This window comes from Agrococcus sp. HG114, from assembly GCF_024723325.1.
Taxonomy (GTDB): Bacteria; Actinomycetota; Actinomycetes; order Actinomycetales; family Microbacteriaceae; genus Agrococcus.
In genome coordinates this window covers 1-15,679 of the sequence record NZ_JANQCH010000052.1, presented here as the reverse complement: position 1 = coordinate 15,679, position 15,679 = coordinate 1, and the positions used below count along the sequence as shown (strand labels likewise).

The 15,679-nt window shown below is 73.2% G+C and carries 16 protein-coding genes; 9 read left to right on the top strand and 7 right to left on the bottom strand.

Annotation, left to right across the window (positions count from 1 at the left end; translation table 11 throughout):
- The 3 genes from NWP09_RS07040 to NWP09_RS07030 all read right to left on the bottom strand — a co-directional run.
- A partial coding sequence (locus NWP09_RS07040; RefSeq protein WP_258274822.1) for a glycerate kinase occupies window positions 1-385 on the bottom strand: 385 nt, incomplete at its 3' end.
- Window positions 382-1,101, bottom strand: coding sequence for a gamma-glutamyl-gamma-aminobutyrate hydrolase family protein (locus tag NWP09_RS07035; protein WP_258274821.1), 720 nt, complete (start codon window positions 1,099-1,101; stop codon window positions 382-384). The genes NWP09_RS07035 and NWP09_RS07040, both read right to left, overlap by 4 nt.
- Window positions 1,101-1,715, bottom strand: coding sequence for a DNA-3-methyladenine glycosylase I (locus tag NWP09_RS07030; RefSeq protein WP_258274820.1), 615 nt, complete (start codon window positions 1,713-1,715; stop codon window positions 1,101-1,103). Before NWP09_RS07030 ends, NWP09_RS07035 begins: the two co-directional genes overlap by 1 nt.
- Window positions 1,716-1,749: 34 nt before the next feature.
- Between NWP09_RS07030 and NWP09_RS07025 the strand changes: the two genes are divergently transcribed.
- The 5 genes from NWP09_RS07025 (at window position 1,750) to NWP09_RS07005 (ending at window position 4,826) form a co-directional block, all read left to right on the top strand.
- Entirely contained in the window at window positions 1,750-2,493 is a 744-nt protein-coding gene (locus NWP09_RS07025; RefSeq protein WP_258274819.1) for an AzlC family ABC transporter permease, read from the top strand.
- Complete coding sequence (locus tag NWP09_RS07020; RefSeq protein WP_258274818.1) at window positions 2,490-2,804, top strand: AzlD domain-containing protein; 315 nt, start codon at window positions 2,490-2,492, stop codon at window positions 2,802-2,804. The genes NWP09_RS07025 and NWP09_RS07020 overlap by 4 nt, the downstream gene beginning before the upstream one ends.
- A gap of 143 nt (window positions 2,805-2,947) precedes the next feature.
- A complete protein-coding gene (locus tag NWP09_RS07015; RefSeq protein WP_258274817.1) occupies window positions 2,948-3,403 on the top strand; it encodes an FHA domain-containing protein in 456 nt (151 codons plus the stop codon).
- Complete coding sequence (locus tag NWP09_RS07010; protein ID WP_258274816.1) at window positions 3,400-4,083, top strand: MerR family transcriptional regulator; 684 nt, start codon at window positions 3,400-3,402, stop codon at window positions 4,081-4,083. The genes NWP09_RS07015 and NWP09_RS07010 overlap by 4 nt, the downstream gene beginning before the upstream one ends.
- 158 nt (window positions 4,084-4,241) lie before the next feature.
- Entirely contained in the window at window positions 4,242-4,826 is a 585-nt protein-coding gene (locus NWP09_RS07005; protein WP_258274815.1) for a MerR family transcriptional regulator, read from the top strand.
- Window positions 4,827-4,878: 52 nt separating this feature from the next.
- Here NWP09_RS07005 and NWP09_RS07000 read toward each other — a convergent pair whose 3' ends face one another.
- Window positions 4,879-5,787 carry a ParA family protein gene (locus NWP09_RS07000; RefSeq protein WP_258274814.1) on the bottom strand — a complete coding sequence of 303 codons (909 nt, stop codon included), beginning with the start codon at window positions 5,785-5,787 and terminating at the stop codon, window positions 4,879-4,881.
- Between the two features lie 64 nt (window positions 5,788-5,851).
- On the opposite strand from NWP09_RS07000, the gene NWP09_RS06995 reads away from it, so the two are divergent.
- Complete coding sequence (locus tag NWP09_RS06995) at window positions 5,852-9,256, top strand: pyruvate carboxylase (protein ID WP_258274813.1); 3,405 nt, start codon at window positions 5,852-5,854, stop codon at window positions 9,254-9,256.
- Window positions 9,253-9,744 carry a peptide deformylase gene (locus NWP09_RS06990; protein WP_258274812.1) on the top strand — a complete coding sequence of 164 codons (492 nt, stop codon included), beginning with the start codon at window positions 9,253-9,255 and terminating at the stop codon, window positions 9,742-9,744. The genes NWP09_RS06995 and NWP09_RS06990 overlap by 4 nt, the downstream gene beginning before the upstream one ends.
- A gap of 27 nt (window positions 9,745-9,771) precedes the next feature.
- Here the strand turns inward: NWP09_RS06990 and NWP09_RS06985 are convergent, their stop codons facing one another.
- Window positions 9,772-10,614: a class I SAM-dependent methyltransferase gene (locus tag NWP09_RS06985; RefSeq protein ID WP_258274811.1), complete on the bottom strand. Its 843-nt coding sequence runs from the start codon at window positions 10,612-10,614 to the stop codon at window positions 9,772-9,774.
- Between the two features lie 44 nt (window positions 10,615-10,658).
- A complete protein-coding gene (locus NWP09_RS06980) occupies window positions 10,659-12,494 on the bottom strand; it encodes a long-chain fatty acid--CoA ligase (protein ID WP_258274810.1) in 1,836 nt (611 codons plus the stop codon).
- 119 nt (window positions 12,495-12,613) lie between these two features.
- Between NWP09_RS06980 and NWP09_RS06975 the strand changes: the two genes are divergently transcribed.
- Complete coding sequence (locus NWP09_RS06975; RefSeq protein ID WP_258274809.1) at window positions 12,614-13,330, top strand: 1-acyl-sn-glycerol-3-phosphate acyltransferase; 717 nt, start codon at window positions 12,614-12,616, stop codon at window positions 13,328-13,330.
- A gap of 59 nt (window positions 13,331-13,389) precedes the next feature.
- Window positions 13,390-14,778 carry a class II 3-deoxy-7-phosphoheptulonate synthase gene (locus NWP09_RS06970; protein ID WP_258274808.1) on the top strand — a complete coding sequence of 463 codons (1,389 nt, stop codon included), beginning with the start codon at window positions 13,390-13,392 and terminating at the stop codon, window positions 14,776-14,778.
- Between the two features lie 22 nt (window positions 14,779-14,800).
- On the opposite strand, the gene NWP09_RS06965 is transcribed toward NWP09_RS06970, so the two are convergent.
- A partial coding sequence (locus NWP09_RS06965) for a PASTA domain-containing protein (RefSeq protein WP_258274807.1) occupies window positions 14,801-15,679 on the bottom strand: 879 nt, incomplete at its 5' end.

Genomic DNA, 15,679 nt, shown 5'->3' with positions numbered 1-15,679 from the left:
GCGTGAGCTCCTCCGCGCCGGCGTCGAGGGCGTCGCGCACCACGGGGCCGAGCCCGGCGGTCGAGGCGACGAGCGGGCGCAGCGGCACGTCCTCGACCTGCGGCAGCCCCGCCGCCTGCGCGAGCTCGATCACCGCGTGCGCGCCGTCGAGCGCCCAGCGGGCGAGCGCGGGACGGCCGAGCGCATCGGTCGTCGCCGTGACCCGCTCGGCACCGCCGCGCGCGAGCACGGCGTCGAGGCTGCCCTCGCCGCCGTCGGCCATCGGCACGAGCACGACCTCGGCGCCCGACGCGGAGCGGATGCCGCGCGCAGCGGCTTTGCACGCCTCGAGCGCGCTGAGGCTGCCCTTGAAGGCGTCGAATGCCACGACGACGCGCGCGGTCATCGCTGCAGCCCGTAGCGGTGGGCGAAGCGGCGCAGGATCTCCTGCGGGTGCTCGACGTGCGCGGCGCGGCCCGCGGCGATGAGGTCGTCGACCTCGTCGGGGGAGAAGTAGCCGTGGTCGCGGTAGACGCGGATGCGCTGCTCGAGCCCGTCGGCGTCGAGCTCGGGGTGGAACTGCGTGCCGACCACGTGCTCGCCGACCCGCACCATGTGCACGCACGCGGCCGAGACGGCGAGCGTCGTCGCGCCCTCGGGCGCCTCGGCGATGCCCTCCTTGTGGCCCCCGAACGCGGTGAACGCGCGGGGGAGCCCGTCGGTGAGCCAGTCGGAGCCCGTGAGGCTCAGCTCGACCGGGGCGACGGACTCCGCGATCCCGCGCACCATCCGGCCGCCGAGCGCGTGCACGACCGCGCCGAGCCCGAGGCACGCGCCGAGGTAGGGGATGTCGTCGCGCACGACGGCGGCGCCGAGGCGCGTGAGCCACGCGACGGTCTCGGCGTGGCCGGGCGGCCGCCGGTGCTCGTCGCTGAAGTTCGCGGGCCCGCCGCCGACGAGCACGGCGTCGACGCCCGCGAGGTCGAGCGGCGGGATCTCGCGATCGAGGCGCACGCGATCGATGCGCGCCTCGTCGAGCCCGCCGAAGCGCACCATGGCCTCGAGCTCGGCGTCGGCGACCGCGTCCTCCGGCCGCGACTGCACGACGAGGATGCGCCGCATCACGGCGCCTCCCGCCGCGAGCCGTCGTCGGCCCAGACGCCGCTCGACCCGCGCCGGTGCGACCCGACGAGATGGGTGTCGACGATGCCCACCGCCTCCATGAGCGCGAACATGGTCGTGGGCCCGACGTGCGCGAACCCGCGCCGCTTGAGCTCCGTCGAGAGCGCAACCGACTCGGGCGACGTCGTCGGCACCTCCGCGTGGCTGCGCGGCGCGGGCGTCGTCGCCGGCTGGAACGACCAGATGAGCGCGGGGAGCCCGCCGTCCTCGCGCAGCCGCACCGTCGCGCGGGCGTTCGCGATTGTCGCCTCGATCTTGCGGCGGTTGCGCACGATGCCCGCGTCGCCGAGGAGCCTCGCCGTGTCGTCGTCGTCGAAGCGGGCCACCGCATCCGCCTCGAAGCCCGCGAACGCCGCCCGGAACGCGGGGCGCTTGCGCAGGATCGTCGCCCACGACAGGCCCGACTGGAACGCCTCGAGCGACAGGCGCTCGAAGAGCCCCGTCTCGTCGCGCACGGGCATGCCCCACTCGGTGTCGTAGTACTCGCGCAACAGGGGGTCGCTCGCCGCCCACGCGGGGCGCGCGAGCCCGTCGGCGCCGACGATGAGGTGCATCAGCCCAGGCTAGCCGCGCGCCTAGGCTGGATCGGTGCAGACGGATTCGGCGCAGACGGATGCGGTGCGGCGCGCTCGGCGCGAGGGGCTCGGCGTCGTCGTGGCCACGAGCGCCTACGGGCTCTCGTTCGGGGCGCTCTCGATCGCCTCGGGGCTCGACCTGCCGCAGACGATGGTGCTGAGCCTGCTCATGTTCTCGGGCGGCTCGCAGTTCGCCTTCATCGGCGTGGTCGCGGCCGGCGGCGGCGTGGCCGGCGTCGCGAGCGCGGCGATGCTGGGGCTCAGGAACGCGCTGTACGGGATGAGCATGCGCCGCGTCGTGCAGCCGCGTCGCGCGCTGCTCCCGCTCGCGGCGCACGTCACGATCGACGAGTCGACGGCGGTCGCGCTCGCGCAGAGCGAGCCGCGCGCGCAGCGCGCGGGCTTCTGGGTGACGGGCGTGGGCATCTGGATCGGCTGGAACCTCGCGACCCTCGCGGGCGCCCTGCTCGGCGACCAGCTCGGGGACCCGCGGCAATGGGGGCTCGACGCCGCCGCCGCGGCCGCGTTCGTCGGGCTCCTGTGGCCGCGGCTCAAGGCGCGGCAGGCGATGGCCGTCGCGGCGGCGAGCGCCGTCGTCGCCGCGGCGCTCCTCCCGGTGCTGCCCGCCGGGATGCCGGTGATGGTCGCGGCGGCGGTGGGCGTGATCGTCGGCCTGACGAACTGGCTGGGGCCGCGGCACGAGTCGACGCTGCCCGACCCGGGCGGGCCGCAGCACGCGGAGGGGCACCACGCATGACGCTGTGGCACCTGCTGCTGCTCGCGAGCATCGTCGTGCTCGGGATCAAGCTGCTCGGCTACGCCGTGCCGCCGGCGGTGTTCGACAGCCCGCGACCGCGCCGCACCCTCGAGCTCCTCACCGTGTCGCTGCTCGCGGGGCTCGTCGCGGTGCAGGCGCTCGGCGGCGCGAGCGGCATCGTGCTCGACGCGCGCATCCCGGCGGTCCTCGTCGCGGCGGGGCTGTTCGCGGTGCGTGCGCCGTTCATCGTCGCGGTCGCGGCGGCGGCCGCGACGGCCGCGCTCCTGCGCGCGCTCACGGGCTTCGCCTGACCGTCGCGCGGCGGGCCCGCGGTTCGCTAGGGTTGCCTCTCAGGCTGCAGACCTTCAAGGTCTGGCTCAGCCTCCGGATCGCTATGCTGAACGGCACTGATCAGACCCCGGCCACCGATGGCCCATCCGCGTGGAGGAAGCGCATGACCGAGCACGACGGCCGGCAGAACGGCCGCGACGGCGAGAGCACCCAGTCGTGGGGTGACGACTACCGCGCCCAGCTCGCGTCGATGCTCTCGGGCACGAGCCCCGAGGACCGCGAGGCGGTCGCGTCGCTGCCCTCGGGCTCGGCGATCCTCGTCGTCCGCCGCGGGCCCAACGTGGGCGCCCGGTTCCTGCTCGACCAGGACTCCACGATCGCCGGCCGGCACCCCGACGCCGACATCTTCCTCGACGACGTGACCGTCTCGCGGCGCCACGCCGAGTTCGTCCGCTCCGGCACGACCTTCGAGCTGCGCGACCTCGGCTCGCTCAACGGCACGTACCACAACGGCGAGCGGGTCGAGCAGGCGATCCTGCACGACGGCGCAGAGGTGCAGGTCGGCAAGTTCCGCCTCACGTTCTACCGCTCCCGGCTCGACCTCGAACCCCGGCAGTGAGCGCGCAGGCGACGAGGAAGGCGGCCGCCCTCCTCTCGATCGGGCAGGTGCTCGCGAAGCTCGGCCCGGAGTTCCCGGACCTCTCGCCGTCGAAGCTGCGCTTCCTCGAGGACCAGGGGCTCATCTCCCCCCAGCGCACGCCCTCGGGCTACCGCAAGTTCGACGCGGCCGACGTCGAGCGCCTCCGCTACATCCTCACGCTGCAGCGCGACCACTACCTGCCGCTCAAGGTGATCCTCAGCCACCTCGACGACATCGATGCGGGCCGCGCTCCGCAGATCCCCGGTGCGAACGTGCGGCTCGAGGCGCCCTCGATCCTCGGCACCGAGCGGCGCCGCTCGCGCAGCGAGCTGCAGACCGAGGCCGGCGCGACGAAGCAGCTGCTCGCCGACGCGATCTCGGCGCAGCTGCTGCCCGGCACGGAGCCGTTCGGCGACGCGGCCGTGCAGGCCCTGCGCGCGCTCGTGGAGCTGCAGCGCTTCGGCATCGAGCCGCGGCACCTGCGCGGCATGCGGCAGTCCGCGCAGCGCGAGGCCGCCCTCATCGAGTCGGCGCTCAAGCCGATGCGGGGCCGGCGCGAGACGGGCAGCCAGGCGAAGGCGGCGGAGGCCGCGCGCGACCTCGCGAACCAGATCCAGGCGGTGCGCGACATCCTCACGCGCGAGGCGCTCGGCGCGTGAGCGCGCCGCTGGGCCGTGTGGGTCGCAGGGCGTAGACTCGCCTCGACACGCCGCGCCGACCCCGGGATGCCCGGGTGCGGGGCTGCAGGTCGATACGGTGGGGCTCAACACTCAACCTTCCCTTGAAGGTTGGCTCAGCTCTTCGGAAGGGAACGGCGATGCGCGACGGCAGCCGGGATGCAGACCAGGGCGGTGCCGCTCGCGGCGACGCGAGCCGCCTCGAGGCCGGGCTGCTGTTCACCGACGGCCTGCCGCAGGAGACGGACGCCGTCGGCTACAAGGGCTCCATCGCCGCAGACGCCGCCGGCATCACCTACCGCCAGCTCGACTACTGGGCGCGCACCGGGCTCGTCGAGCCGTCGATCCGCCCCGCGCACGGCTCGGGCAGCCAGCGGCTGTACTCGTTCCGCGACATCCTCGTGCTCAAGCTCGTGAAGCGGCTGCTCGACACCGGCATCTCGCTCCAGCAGATCCGGGTCGCGATGCAGCAGCTGCACGACGCAGGCGTGCGCGACCTCACGCAGACCACCCTCATCTCCGACGGCGCGAGCGTCTACCTGTGCACGTCGAACGACGAGGTCATCGACCTGCTCAGCAACGGCCAGGGCGTGTTCGGCATCGCCGTCGGCCGCGTGCTGCGCGAGGTCGAGTCCCAGCTCATCGAGCTGGAGGGCACCCCGGTCGACGAGCACCCCGTCGACGAGCTCGCGGCACGCCGCGCGCGCCGCAGTCGCACCGCCTGAGACCGCGCCGACCGAGGATGAGCGCGGCGATCGCCGCGCTCGCCGCGCTCGCCTAGGATTCGCGCTGCTCGCCGTCGGCCTCGGCCGCCGCGGCCTCCTCGAGCTGCGCCGCCGCGGTCGCGTCGACGGCAGCCGTGGGAGCCGGCACCTTGCGGCCCGAGGCCGCCTCGTCGCCGGCGCGGCCGGCCGCGGTCAGCACGGTCTGCAGCAGCTCGTCGAACTGCAGCGCCATCTCCTGCGCGCCCTCGCCGGGCCACACGTGCAGCGGCCGGGCCGCGCCCTGCGCCTGCTGCATCGAGGTGCGCTCGGGCAGCACGGTCTCGAGCACGAGCGGCCCGAACATGTCCTTGAGCTCCTGGATGCGGTACTGGTGCTCGAGCGACTGCGGGCGCGCGCGGTTGACGACGATGCCGAGCGGCTGGAGGCGCGGGCTCAGGCCGCGCCGGATCTCCTCGATCGCGCGCAGCGCGCGGTCCGCGGCGGCGACGGAGAACAGCCCCGGCTCGGTGACGACGAGGACGCGGTCGGAGGCCGCCCACGCCGTGCGGGTGAGCGCGTTGAGCGACGGGGCGCAGTCGACGAGCACGAGGTCGTAGTCGTCCTCGACCGTCGTGAGCGCCGTCTCGAGCTTCCAGATGTCCTTGATCGTGGGGTGCGGCCCGTCGAAGTTGATGGCGGAGGGAGAGCCGATCAGCACGTCGATCGTGCCGCCGTGGCCCTGCGTCCAGCCCGAGGGGGAGATCGCCTGCTGGACGACCTTGTCCTTGGGGTTCGAGAGCACGTCGGCGACGTTGAGGCGGCCCTCGATCTCGATGTCCATGCCCGTCGAGGCGTCGGACTGCGGGTCGAGGTCGACCACGAGCGTGCGGAGGCCCTTCGCGAAGGCGGCGGACGCCAGGCCGAGCGTCACGGTGGTCTTGCCGACACCGCCCTTGAGGGAGCTGATCGAGAGTACGTGCACGGCGCCCAAGCCTAGCCCCACTAGATTGGGAAGACCGCGCCGCCGCACCTTGGAGGGTCCCTCTATGTTCTCGAAGCTCCTCGTCGCCAACCGAGGCGAGATCGCCATCCGAGCGTTCCGCGCGGCCAACGAGCTGGGGATCCGCACCGTCGCGGTGTACGCGCACGAGGACCGCAACTCGCTCCACTGCCAGAAGGCCGACGAGGCGTACCAGATCGGCGAGCCGGGTCGACCCGTGCGCGCCTACTTGACGGTGAGCGAGATCATCCGCGTCGCGAAGGACGCCGGTGCCGACGCCATCTACCCGGGCTACGGCTTCCTGAGCGAGAATCCCGAGCTCGCGACCGCGGCGGCCGAGGCGGGCATTACCTTCGTCGGCCCCGGCCCGTCGGTGCTCGCGATGGCAGGCAACAAGGTGACGGCGAAGGAGCACGCGATCGCGGCGGGCGTGCCCGTGCTCCGCTCGACGCCCGCGACGACCGACATCGACGCGCTCCTCGCGGGCGCCGACGAGATCGGCTTCCCCGTGTTCGCGAAGGCCGTCGCCGGCGGCGGCGGGCGGGGGATGCGCCTGGTCCAGCGCCGCGAGGACCTCCGCGACGCGCTCGAGGTCGCCATGCGGGAGGCCGACAGCGCCTTCGGCGACCCGACGATGTTCATCGAGCAGGCGGTCGTGCGCCCGCGGCACATCGAGGTGCAGATCCTCGCCGACGCGACGGGCGAGACCGTCCACCTGTTCGAGCGCGACTGCTCGGTGCAGCGCCGCCACCAGAAGGTCGTCGAGCTCGCGCCCGCGCCGAACCTCTCGCAGGACCAGCGCGACGCGCTGTACCGCGACGCGGTCGCGTTCGCGCGCTCCATCGGGTACGTCAACGCGGGCACCGTCGAGTTCCTGCTCGACACGGCGGGGGAGCGCGCGGGCCAGCACGTGTTCATCGAGATGAACCCGCGCATCCAGGTCGAGCACACCGTGACCGAGGAGATCACCGACGTCGACCTCGTCGCGAGCCAGATCCGCATCGCGGCGGGGCAGACGCTCGAGCAGCTCGGGCTCACGCAGGACCGCATCGAGATGCACGGCGCCGCGCTGCAGTGCCGCGTCACGACCGAGAACCCCGCCGACGGCTTCCGCCCCGACACCGGCCGCATCACCGCCTACCGCTCGCCCGGCGGGGCGGGCGTGCGCCTCGACGGCGGCACCATCAACCCCGGCACCGAGGTGAGCCCGCACTTCGACTCGATGCTCGCGAAGGTGACGTGCCGCGGCCGCGACCTCGACACCGCCATCCGCCGCGCCCACCGCGCGGTGAGCGAGTTCCGCATCCGCGGCGTCGCCTCGAACATCCCGTTCCTGCTCAACCTGCTCGAGCACGACGAGTTCCGCGCGGGCGACGTCTCGACGAACTTCATCGACGAGCACCCCGAGCTCACGCGCATCAACCCGCCGAAGGACCGCGCGTCGAAGGTGCTCGCGTGGCTCGCCGACGTCACCGTCAACCAGCCCAACGGCGCACCGGACCGCGTCATCAACCCGGCGATCAAGCTGCCCGGGTGCGACCTCGAGCGCGCGGCCCCCGAGGGCGAGCGGCAGCGGCTGCAGGAGCTGGGCCCGGCGGGCTGGGCGCGGGCGCTGCGCGAGCGCACGTCACTCGCGGTCACCGAGACGACGTTCCGCGACGCCCACCAGTCGCTGCTCGCGACGCGGGTGCGCACCGCCGACCTCGTCGCGGTCGCCCCGTACGTCGCGCGCATGACGCCGCAGCTGCTGTCGATGGAGGCGTGGGGCGGCGCGACGTACGACGTCGCGCTCCGGTTCCTCGGCGAGGACCCGTGGGAGCGGCTCGCGCGGCTGCGCGAGACGATGCCGAACATCCCGCTGCAAATGCTGCTGCGGGGCCGCAACACCGTCGGCTACACGCCGTACCCGACCGAGGTGACGACCGCGTTCGTCGACGAGGCGGCCGCGACGGGCATCGACGTCTTCCGCATCTTCGACGCGCTCAACGACGTCGACCAGATGCGGCCCGCGATCGACGCGGTGCTCGCGACCGGCACGACGGTCGCCGAGGTCGCGCTGTGCTACTCGGGCGACCTGCTCGACCCCGCCGAGGACCTCTACACGCTCGACTACTACCTCGCGCTCGCCGAGCGCATCGTCGACGCGGGCGCCCACGTGCTCGCGATCAAGGACATGGCGGGCCTCCTGCGCGCGGGCGCGGCGTCGAAGCTCGTCGCGGCGCTGCGCGAGCGCTTCGACGTGCCCGTGCACCTCCACACGCATGACACCGCGGGCGGGCAGCTCGCGACGCTCCTCGCCGCCTCCGCGGCGGGCGTCGACGCCGTCGACGTCGCGAGCGCCCCGATGGCCGGCACGACGAGCCAGCCGTCGCTCTCCGCGCTCGTCGCCGCAGTCGCGCACACCGAGCGCGACACGGGCCTCTCGCTCCAGGCCGTGAGCGACCTCGAGCCGTACTGGGAGGCCGTGCGCCGCCTCTACAAGCCGTTCGAGTCCGGGCTGCCCGGGCCCACGGGCCGCGTCTACCGCCACGAGATCCCCGGCGGCCAGCTCTCGAACCTGCGCCAGCAGGCGATCGCGCTCGGCCTCGCCGACGACTTCGAGCGGATCGAGGACTGGTACGCCGAGGCGAGCCGCATCCTCGGCCGGCCCACGAAGGTCACGCCCTCGTCGAAGGTCGTCGGCGACCTCGCGCTGCAGCTCGTCGCCCAGGGCGTCGATCCCGAGGAGTTCGAGCGCGACCCGCGCCGGTTCGACATCCCCGACTCGGTGATCGGCTTCATGGCCGGCGAGCTCGGCGACCTGCCGGGCGGCTGGCCCGAGCCCTTCCGCTCGAAGGTGCTCGAGGGCCGCAGCGTCGACATCTCGATCAAGCCGCTCGAGCCCGCGCAGTCCGAGCGGCTGCGCGCCCCGGGGCCCGACCGGCAGGACGCGCTCAACGAGCTGCTGTTCGCGGGCCCGACGAAGGCGTTCAAGGAGACGCGCGCGCAGTACGGCGACCTCTCGGTCGTCGACACGATCGACTACCTCTACGGCATGCAGCACGGCGAGGAGCACCGGGTCGGCATCGGCCGCGGCGTCACCCTCAACGTGTCGCTCGAGGCGGTCGGCGAGCCCGACGACGACGGCATCGTGACCGTCATGACGGTGCTCAACGGCCAGCTGCGCCCCGTGTACGTGCGCGACCGCTCCGTCAAGGTCGACAAGCCGCAGGCGGAGAAGGCGGATGCGTCGGTGCCGGGCCAGGTCGCGGCGCCCTTCGCCGGGGCGGTCACCGTGAAGGTCGCCGCGGGCGACGCCGTCGCCGCGGGCGACGCCGTCGCGACGATCGAGGCGATGAAGATGGAGGCGGCGATCACGACGCCCGTCGCCGGCACCGTCGAGCGGCTCGCGCTCACCGGCACGACGCCGGTCGAGGCGGGCGATCTCATCGTGGTGGTGCGGCCCGAGTGAGCATCCGGGAGATCCGCGTCTTCGGCGACCCGGTGCTGCGCGAGCGCGCGGAGCCGGTCGACCCGTCGTCGCCCGCGACGGCCGCGCTCGTGCAGGACCTGCTCGACACGGTGCAGGTGCCCGGCCGCGCCGGCGTCGCCGCCAACCAGATCGGCGTCGCGAAGGCCGCGTTCGCGTTCCTCGTCGACGAGCGGCTCGGCTACGTGCTCAACCCGCGCATCGACGAGGTGCGCGGCGAGCCGCAGCTCGTCGACGAGGGGTGCCTCTCGGTGCCCGAGCTCGGCTTCCCGACGCCGCGGCACCCGTTCTGCCGCGTGATCGGCGTCGACCTCGACGGCCGCCAGGTCGTGCTCGAGGGGGAGGGGCTCATGGCGCAGATGCTGCAGCACGAGATGGGCCACCTCGACGGCCGCCTCTACCTGCAGTCGCTCGAGAAGGACATGCGCTCGGTCGCGATGGCCGAGGTGCGGAAGGCGTCCTGGTACTGAGCCGGGACCGTCCTGCGCGGTCGCGGCTCAGCGGTCCGCGGGCCGCTCGAGGGTGAGGATCCCGTAGCGCATCGCGCCCGTGCGGTACGCGAGCATGAGGCGGGGGAGCGAGAGCGCGAACACGCGGTTGCGGGCGGCGAGCCCGCGCCGGCGGACCTCGGGGTCGACGAGGATCGCGCGCAGCAGCCGGCCCGTGCAGATGGTCCAGGTGCGCGCGACGCGGCGGCTCACGTCCTCGAAGGCCACGACGTCGAAGCCCGCGGCGCGCGCCATCCCCTCGTACTCCTCGCGGGTGCCCATCGACGGCAGGCGGCCCTCCCGGCAGATCGGCTCGAGCAGGTGCCGCACCTTCCAGCGCCCCGCGCCCGCCTCGGCGAGCCACGCGCAGACGACGAGCCGGCCGCCGGGCGCGAGCACGCGGTGCGCCTCCGCGAAGAAGCCCGGCTTGTCGGCCATGTGCTCGCTCGACTCGATGGCCCACGCCGCGTCGGCGGACGCGTCCGGCAGGCCGTTCGCGAGCCAGTCGCCCAGCCGGATGTCGACGCCCTCGACGGGGCGCGACGCCGCGTGCCGCGCCTGCTCGGCCGAGAGCGTGAAGCCGATGACGCGCGCACCGCGCGTCGCGGCGAGCCGCCGAGCGGTCGCGCCGTAGCCGCAGCCGATGTCGACGCACGCCTGTCCGGGCACGAGCCGCGCGCGATCGCCGACCGCGTCGACGAGCGCCTCGACCGCGGCGACCGGATCCTCGCGCCCCGTGGTCCACAGGCCGTGGTGCACGTGCTCGCCCCACAGCCGCCGGTAGATCGGGTCGAGCTCGTCGTAGTGATCGGCGACCGCCGCGGCGCTCTGCGCGTCCCGAGGCACGATCATCCGCTCACCCCGCCGCGGCCGCGATCACCCCGACGCCCGCCCGGTCACTCGCCGACGTCGTGCGCGGTCGAGTTCGAGGCGTAGATGTCGTCGATCGCCGACTGGAAGTCCCGCAGGACGTTGTGGCGCTTGATCGACATCTTCGGCGTGAGGTGGCCGTTCTCCTCGACGAACTCGACGGGCAGGATCGCGAACTTGCGCACCGACTCGGCGCGCGACACCGAGCGGTTCGCCCGACGGATCGCGGTGCGCACCTCCTCGATGACCGCCGGGTGGTTCGCCGCCTCCTCGAGCGGCATCGCGCTGTCGAGGCCCTGGTTGCCGAGCCACGTCGCGAGCATCTCGGCATCGAGGGTGATGAGCGCCGCGATGAAGGGCTTCTGATCGCCGATCACGACGGGCTGCCCGATGATCGTGTTCGAGCGGATGGGGTCCTCGAGCGTGTTCGGGGCGACGTTCTTCCCCGCCGCGGTGACGATGAGCTCCTTCTTGCGGCCGGTGATCGTGAGGTAGCCCTCGCTGTCGAGCGAGCCGAGGTCGCCGGTGTGGAACCAGCCGTCCTCCGTGAACGCATCCTTCGTCGCCTGCTCGTTCTTCCAGTAGCCGGCGAAGACTGCGACGCCCTTGCCGAGCACCTCGCCGTCCTCGGCGATGCGCACGCCGTTGCCGGGCAGCGCCGGGCCGACGGTGCCGATCTTGAACCGGTCGGGCACGTTGACCGTGAGCGGCGCGGTCGTCTCGGTGAGCCCGTAGCCCTCGAGGATGCGGATGCCGAGCGACCGGTAGAAGTGGGCGAGGAACGTCGACAGCGGCGCGGAGCCCGACACCGCGTACTTGACGTTGCCGCCCATCGCGACCTTGAGCTTGCTGAGCACCAGGCGGTCGAACAGCGCGAAGCGCAGCCTGAGGCCGAGCGGCACGCGACCGGCGTCGAGCGCCTTCGAGTGCTCGACCGCGGTGCGCGCGGCGGCGCGGAAGATCTTGCCCTTGCCGCCCGCCTCGGCCTTCTGCTCGCTCGCGTTGTACACCTTCTCGAACACGCGCGGCACCGCGAGGAAGAAGGTGGGCTTGAACGAGCCGAGCGCGGCGAGGAGCTTCTTCGTGTCGGACTGGTGGCCGACGCGCACGCCCGCCGCGATCGCGAGCACGGAGATGAAGCGCGCGAAGACATGGGCCTGCGTGACGAACAGGAGGGTCGACGAGCCGGGGCCGACGACGTCGGCCATCACGACCGCGGCGTTGCGGCAGAGCTCGACGAAGTTCGAGTGGGTGAGCATCGTGCCCTTCGGGCGGCCCGTCGAGCCCGAGGTGTAGATGAGCGTCGCGAGGTCGCTGCCCGTCGCGATCGAGCGCCGCCGGTCGATCTCGTCGTCCGGCACCTCCGCGCCCTGCTCGACGAGCCGCTCGAGGTCGCCCCGGTCGATGCGCCACACGTCGGTCACCGCGGGCAGGTCGCCGTGCGCCTCGTCGAACCGCGACACGAGGTCGGCGTCCTCGAGGATGACCCGGCTCGCGCCGCTGTCCGAGAGGATCCACTGGATCTGCGAGGGCGCCGAGGTCTCGTAGACGGGGACCATGCGGGCGCCGGCGTACCAGAGGGCGAAGTCGACGAGCGAGAACTCGTACCGCACCTTGCACATGAAGCCGACGAAGTCGCCCGGCTGCACGCCGGCGGCGACGAAGCCCTTCGCGAGCGCGATGACCTGGCGGTGGAACTCGCGCGTGGTCACCTCGCGCCAGCCGTCGCCCTCCGGGATCGCGAAGAGCGAGGAGTCGGGGCTCCTCCGGAGGGTGTCCTCGAGCAGATCGGTGACGTTCGCCTCGGGGTCGGCGGGGACGACAGGCGGGACGACGCCCTCGGGGACGGTGATCTGGGGCACTGCGACTCCTTCGGCTCTCGTGCGATGGCCTCATTGTACGGTCGCGCGTCCCGGTCGGGGCGAGGCGCGCATGTCCCTCGCGCCCGGCGCCCTGCCCTAGGCTCGCGTCCGGAGGTGCGATGTTCTACTGGCTGCTTCGCCACTGGGTCGTGGGCCCGTTCATGACGCGCGTGTTCCGGCCGTGGGTCGCGGGCCTCGACAACATCCCGGCCACCGGCGGCGCCATCATCGCGGGCAACCACCTCTCGGTCATCGACTCCTTCCTGATGCCGCTCGTGCTCGATCGCCGCGTCTACTTCCTCGCGAAGTCCGACTACTTCAACGGCACCGGGCTCAAGGGCCGGCTCATGCGCTGGTTCTTCCTCGGGGTCGGGCAGCTGCCGATGGACCGCTCGGGCGGCGAGAAGAGCTCGCAGAGCCTCGACGCCGCGCTGCAGAAGCTCCAGGAGGGCCAGCTCATCGGCATCTACCCCGAGGGGACGCGCAGCCCCGACGGGAAGCTCTACCGCGGCCGCACCGGGGTCGCGCGCATGGTCCTCGACGCGCGCGTGCCGGTCATCCCGTGCGTCATGGTCGACAGCGAGAAGATCATGCCGATCGGGAAGCGCTTGCCCCGGGTCGGCCGGGTCGGCATCATCTTCGGCGAGCCGCTCGACTTCTCGCGCTACTACAACCTCGAGGGCGACCGCTTCGTGCTCCGCTCGATCACCGACGAGATCATGGTCACGCTCAACCGCATCTCGGACCAGGAGTACGTCGACGTGTACGCGTCGAGCGTGAAGTCGCGCATCGAGGCGGAGCGGAAGCTCGCGGCGGCAGCGCGCGCCGGCGGCTGATCGGGGCCTCGGTAGACTGGTCTGCGGCGCACTCCGGCGCCGCTTGAGCAGAGGCACGCATGACCGACACGATCGCGATCCCGCATTCCGACGAGCGCCGCTCCATCGAGCAGGGCCTCGACGCGTATCGGGCCCTCCCGATCAAGCAGCAGCCGTCGTGGCCCGACGAGGCCGAGCTCGAGCGCGTGCGCCGCGAGCTGCGCGCCGCGCCGCCGCTCGTGTTCGCGGGCGAGGTCGACATGCTGCGCGACCGCCTCGCCGCCGCCGCGCAGGGCCGGGCGTTCCTGCTGCAGGGCGGCGACTGCGCCGAGACCTTCGCCGGGGCGACCGCCGACAACATCCGCAACCGCGTGAAGACGATCCTGCAGATGGCGGTCGTGCTCACGTACGGCTCCGCGATGCCCGTGATCAAGATGGGGCGCATGGCCGGCCAGTTCGCCAAGCCCCGCTCGAACGACCACGAGACGCGCGGCGACGAGACCCTGCCGGCGTACCGCGGCGACATCGTCAACGGCTACGACTTCACGCTCGAGTCGCGCACCGCCGACCCGGAGCGCATCCTGCGCGGCTACCACATGGCCGCCTCGACGCTCAACCTCGTGCGCGCGTTCACGCAGGGCGGGTTCGCCGACCTGCGTCAGGTGCACTCGTGGAACAAGGGCTTCGCCGAGAACCCGCTCTTCGCGCGCTACGAGGCGCTCGCCGCCGAGATCGACCGCGCGGTGCGCTTCATGGAGGCGGCGGGCGCGAACTTCGACGAGCTGCGCGGCGTCGAGTTCTTCACCGGCCACGAGGGCCTGCTGATGGACTACGAGCGGCCGCTCACGCGCATCGACTCGCGCACGGGCCTCGCCTACAACACGTCGAGCCACTTCCAGTGGATCGGCGAGCGCACGCGCGACATCGACGGCGCGCACGTCGACTTCTTCTCCCGCGTCCGCAACCCGATCGGCGTCAAGCTCGGCCCGACGACGACCGCCGCCGACATGGAGGCGCTCGTCGACCGGCTCGACCCCGAGCGGGAGCCGGGCCGGCTCACGTTCATCACCCGCATGGGCGCCGGTCGCATCCGCGACGTGCTGCCCGAGCTCCTCGAGGCGTCGAAGTCGCTCGAGTCGACGCCGCTGTGGGTCACCGACCCGATGCACGGGAACGGGATCACGACCCGCAACGGCTACAAGTCGCGGCGGTTCGACGACGTCGTCGACGAGGTGCGCGGGTTCTTCGAGGCGCACCGCGCGGTCGGCACGTTCCCCGGCGGCATCCACGTCGAGCTCACGGGCGACGACGTCACGGAGTGCCTGGGCGGCTCGGAGGACATCGACGAGCTCGCGCTCGAGTCCCGCTACGAGTCGCTGTGCGACCCGCGCCTGAACCACATGCAGTCGCTCGAGCTCGCGTTCCTCGTGGCGGAGGAGCTCCGGGCGGCGCCCCGCCCCGCGCACTGAGCGGGCGCCGAGCGTCGCGCGGTCAGTAGGTCGCGTCGAGCACGACGGTCGAGCCCTCGACCACCGGCCCGGGGGAGCCCGGGTCCTGCGAGAGCACGGCGGCGAGCGCGCGCAGCGCTTCGGGCACGTTCGTGCGGAGCTCGGGCACGAGGCCCGCGTCGCGCACGGCCTGCACGGCCTCCGGGATGGGCATCCCGACGACGTCGGGCACCTCGAGCATGCGCGGGCCGAGCGAGACGACGCCCCCGATCGTCGCGCCCTGCCGCACGGGAGCCTCGGGCACCGCGAGCGAGATGAGCGCGCCGGCCGGCACCTCGAGCGAGTGCTCCTCGCGCGAGAAGTCGACCAGGAGCCCGGCCTGCTCGAGCGCGGCCCGCGCCTCGGCCGCGGGCTGGCCCGCCTGCGCGGGGATGGGGCCGAGCGAGACGCGCAGCGCGATGGGCGACCGCTCCTCGAGCGCGGTGAGCTGCGCGAGGTCGGTGCCGTCGGGCGCGAGCGCGGCGAGCACGGTGCCGGCCGCCGCGCCGTCGAAGATGCGGTCGGGCTCGCCCTCGGCGACCGTGAACCCGGCTGCCTCGATCTCGGCCCGCGCCTGCTCGAGCGGCAGCCCCGCGAGGGCCGGCACCGGCAGGCTCCGACGGCCCTGGGAGACGACGAGCTGCACCGCCTCGCCGTTGCCGAGCACGGTGCCGGCACCGGGCTCCGTGCGCAGCGCGAGCCCCGCGGGGGTGTCGTAGTCCGGTTCGCCCGTCACGCCCGCCACCTCGATGCCGTGCTCGGCGAGCAGCGCGATCGCCGCGTCCTGCGCCTCGCCCGAGACGTCGGGCACCGTCGAGGTGCCGCCGGGGCCGAGGTTGAACCACCAGCCGACGCCCGCCGCGACGAGCGCGCCGAGCACGAC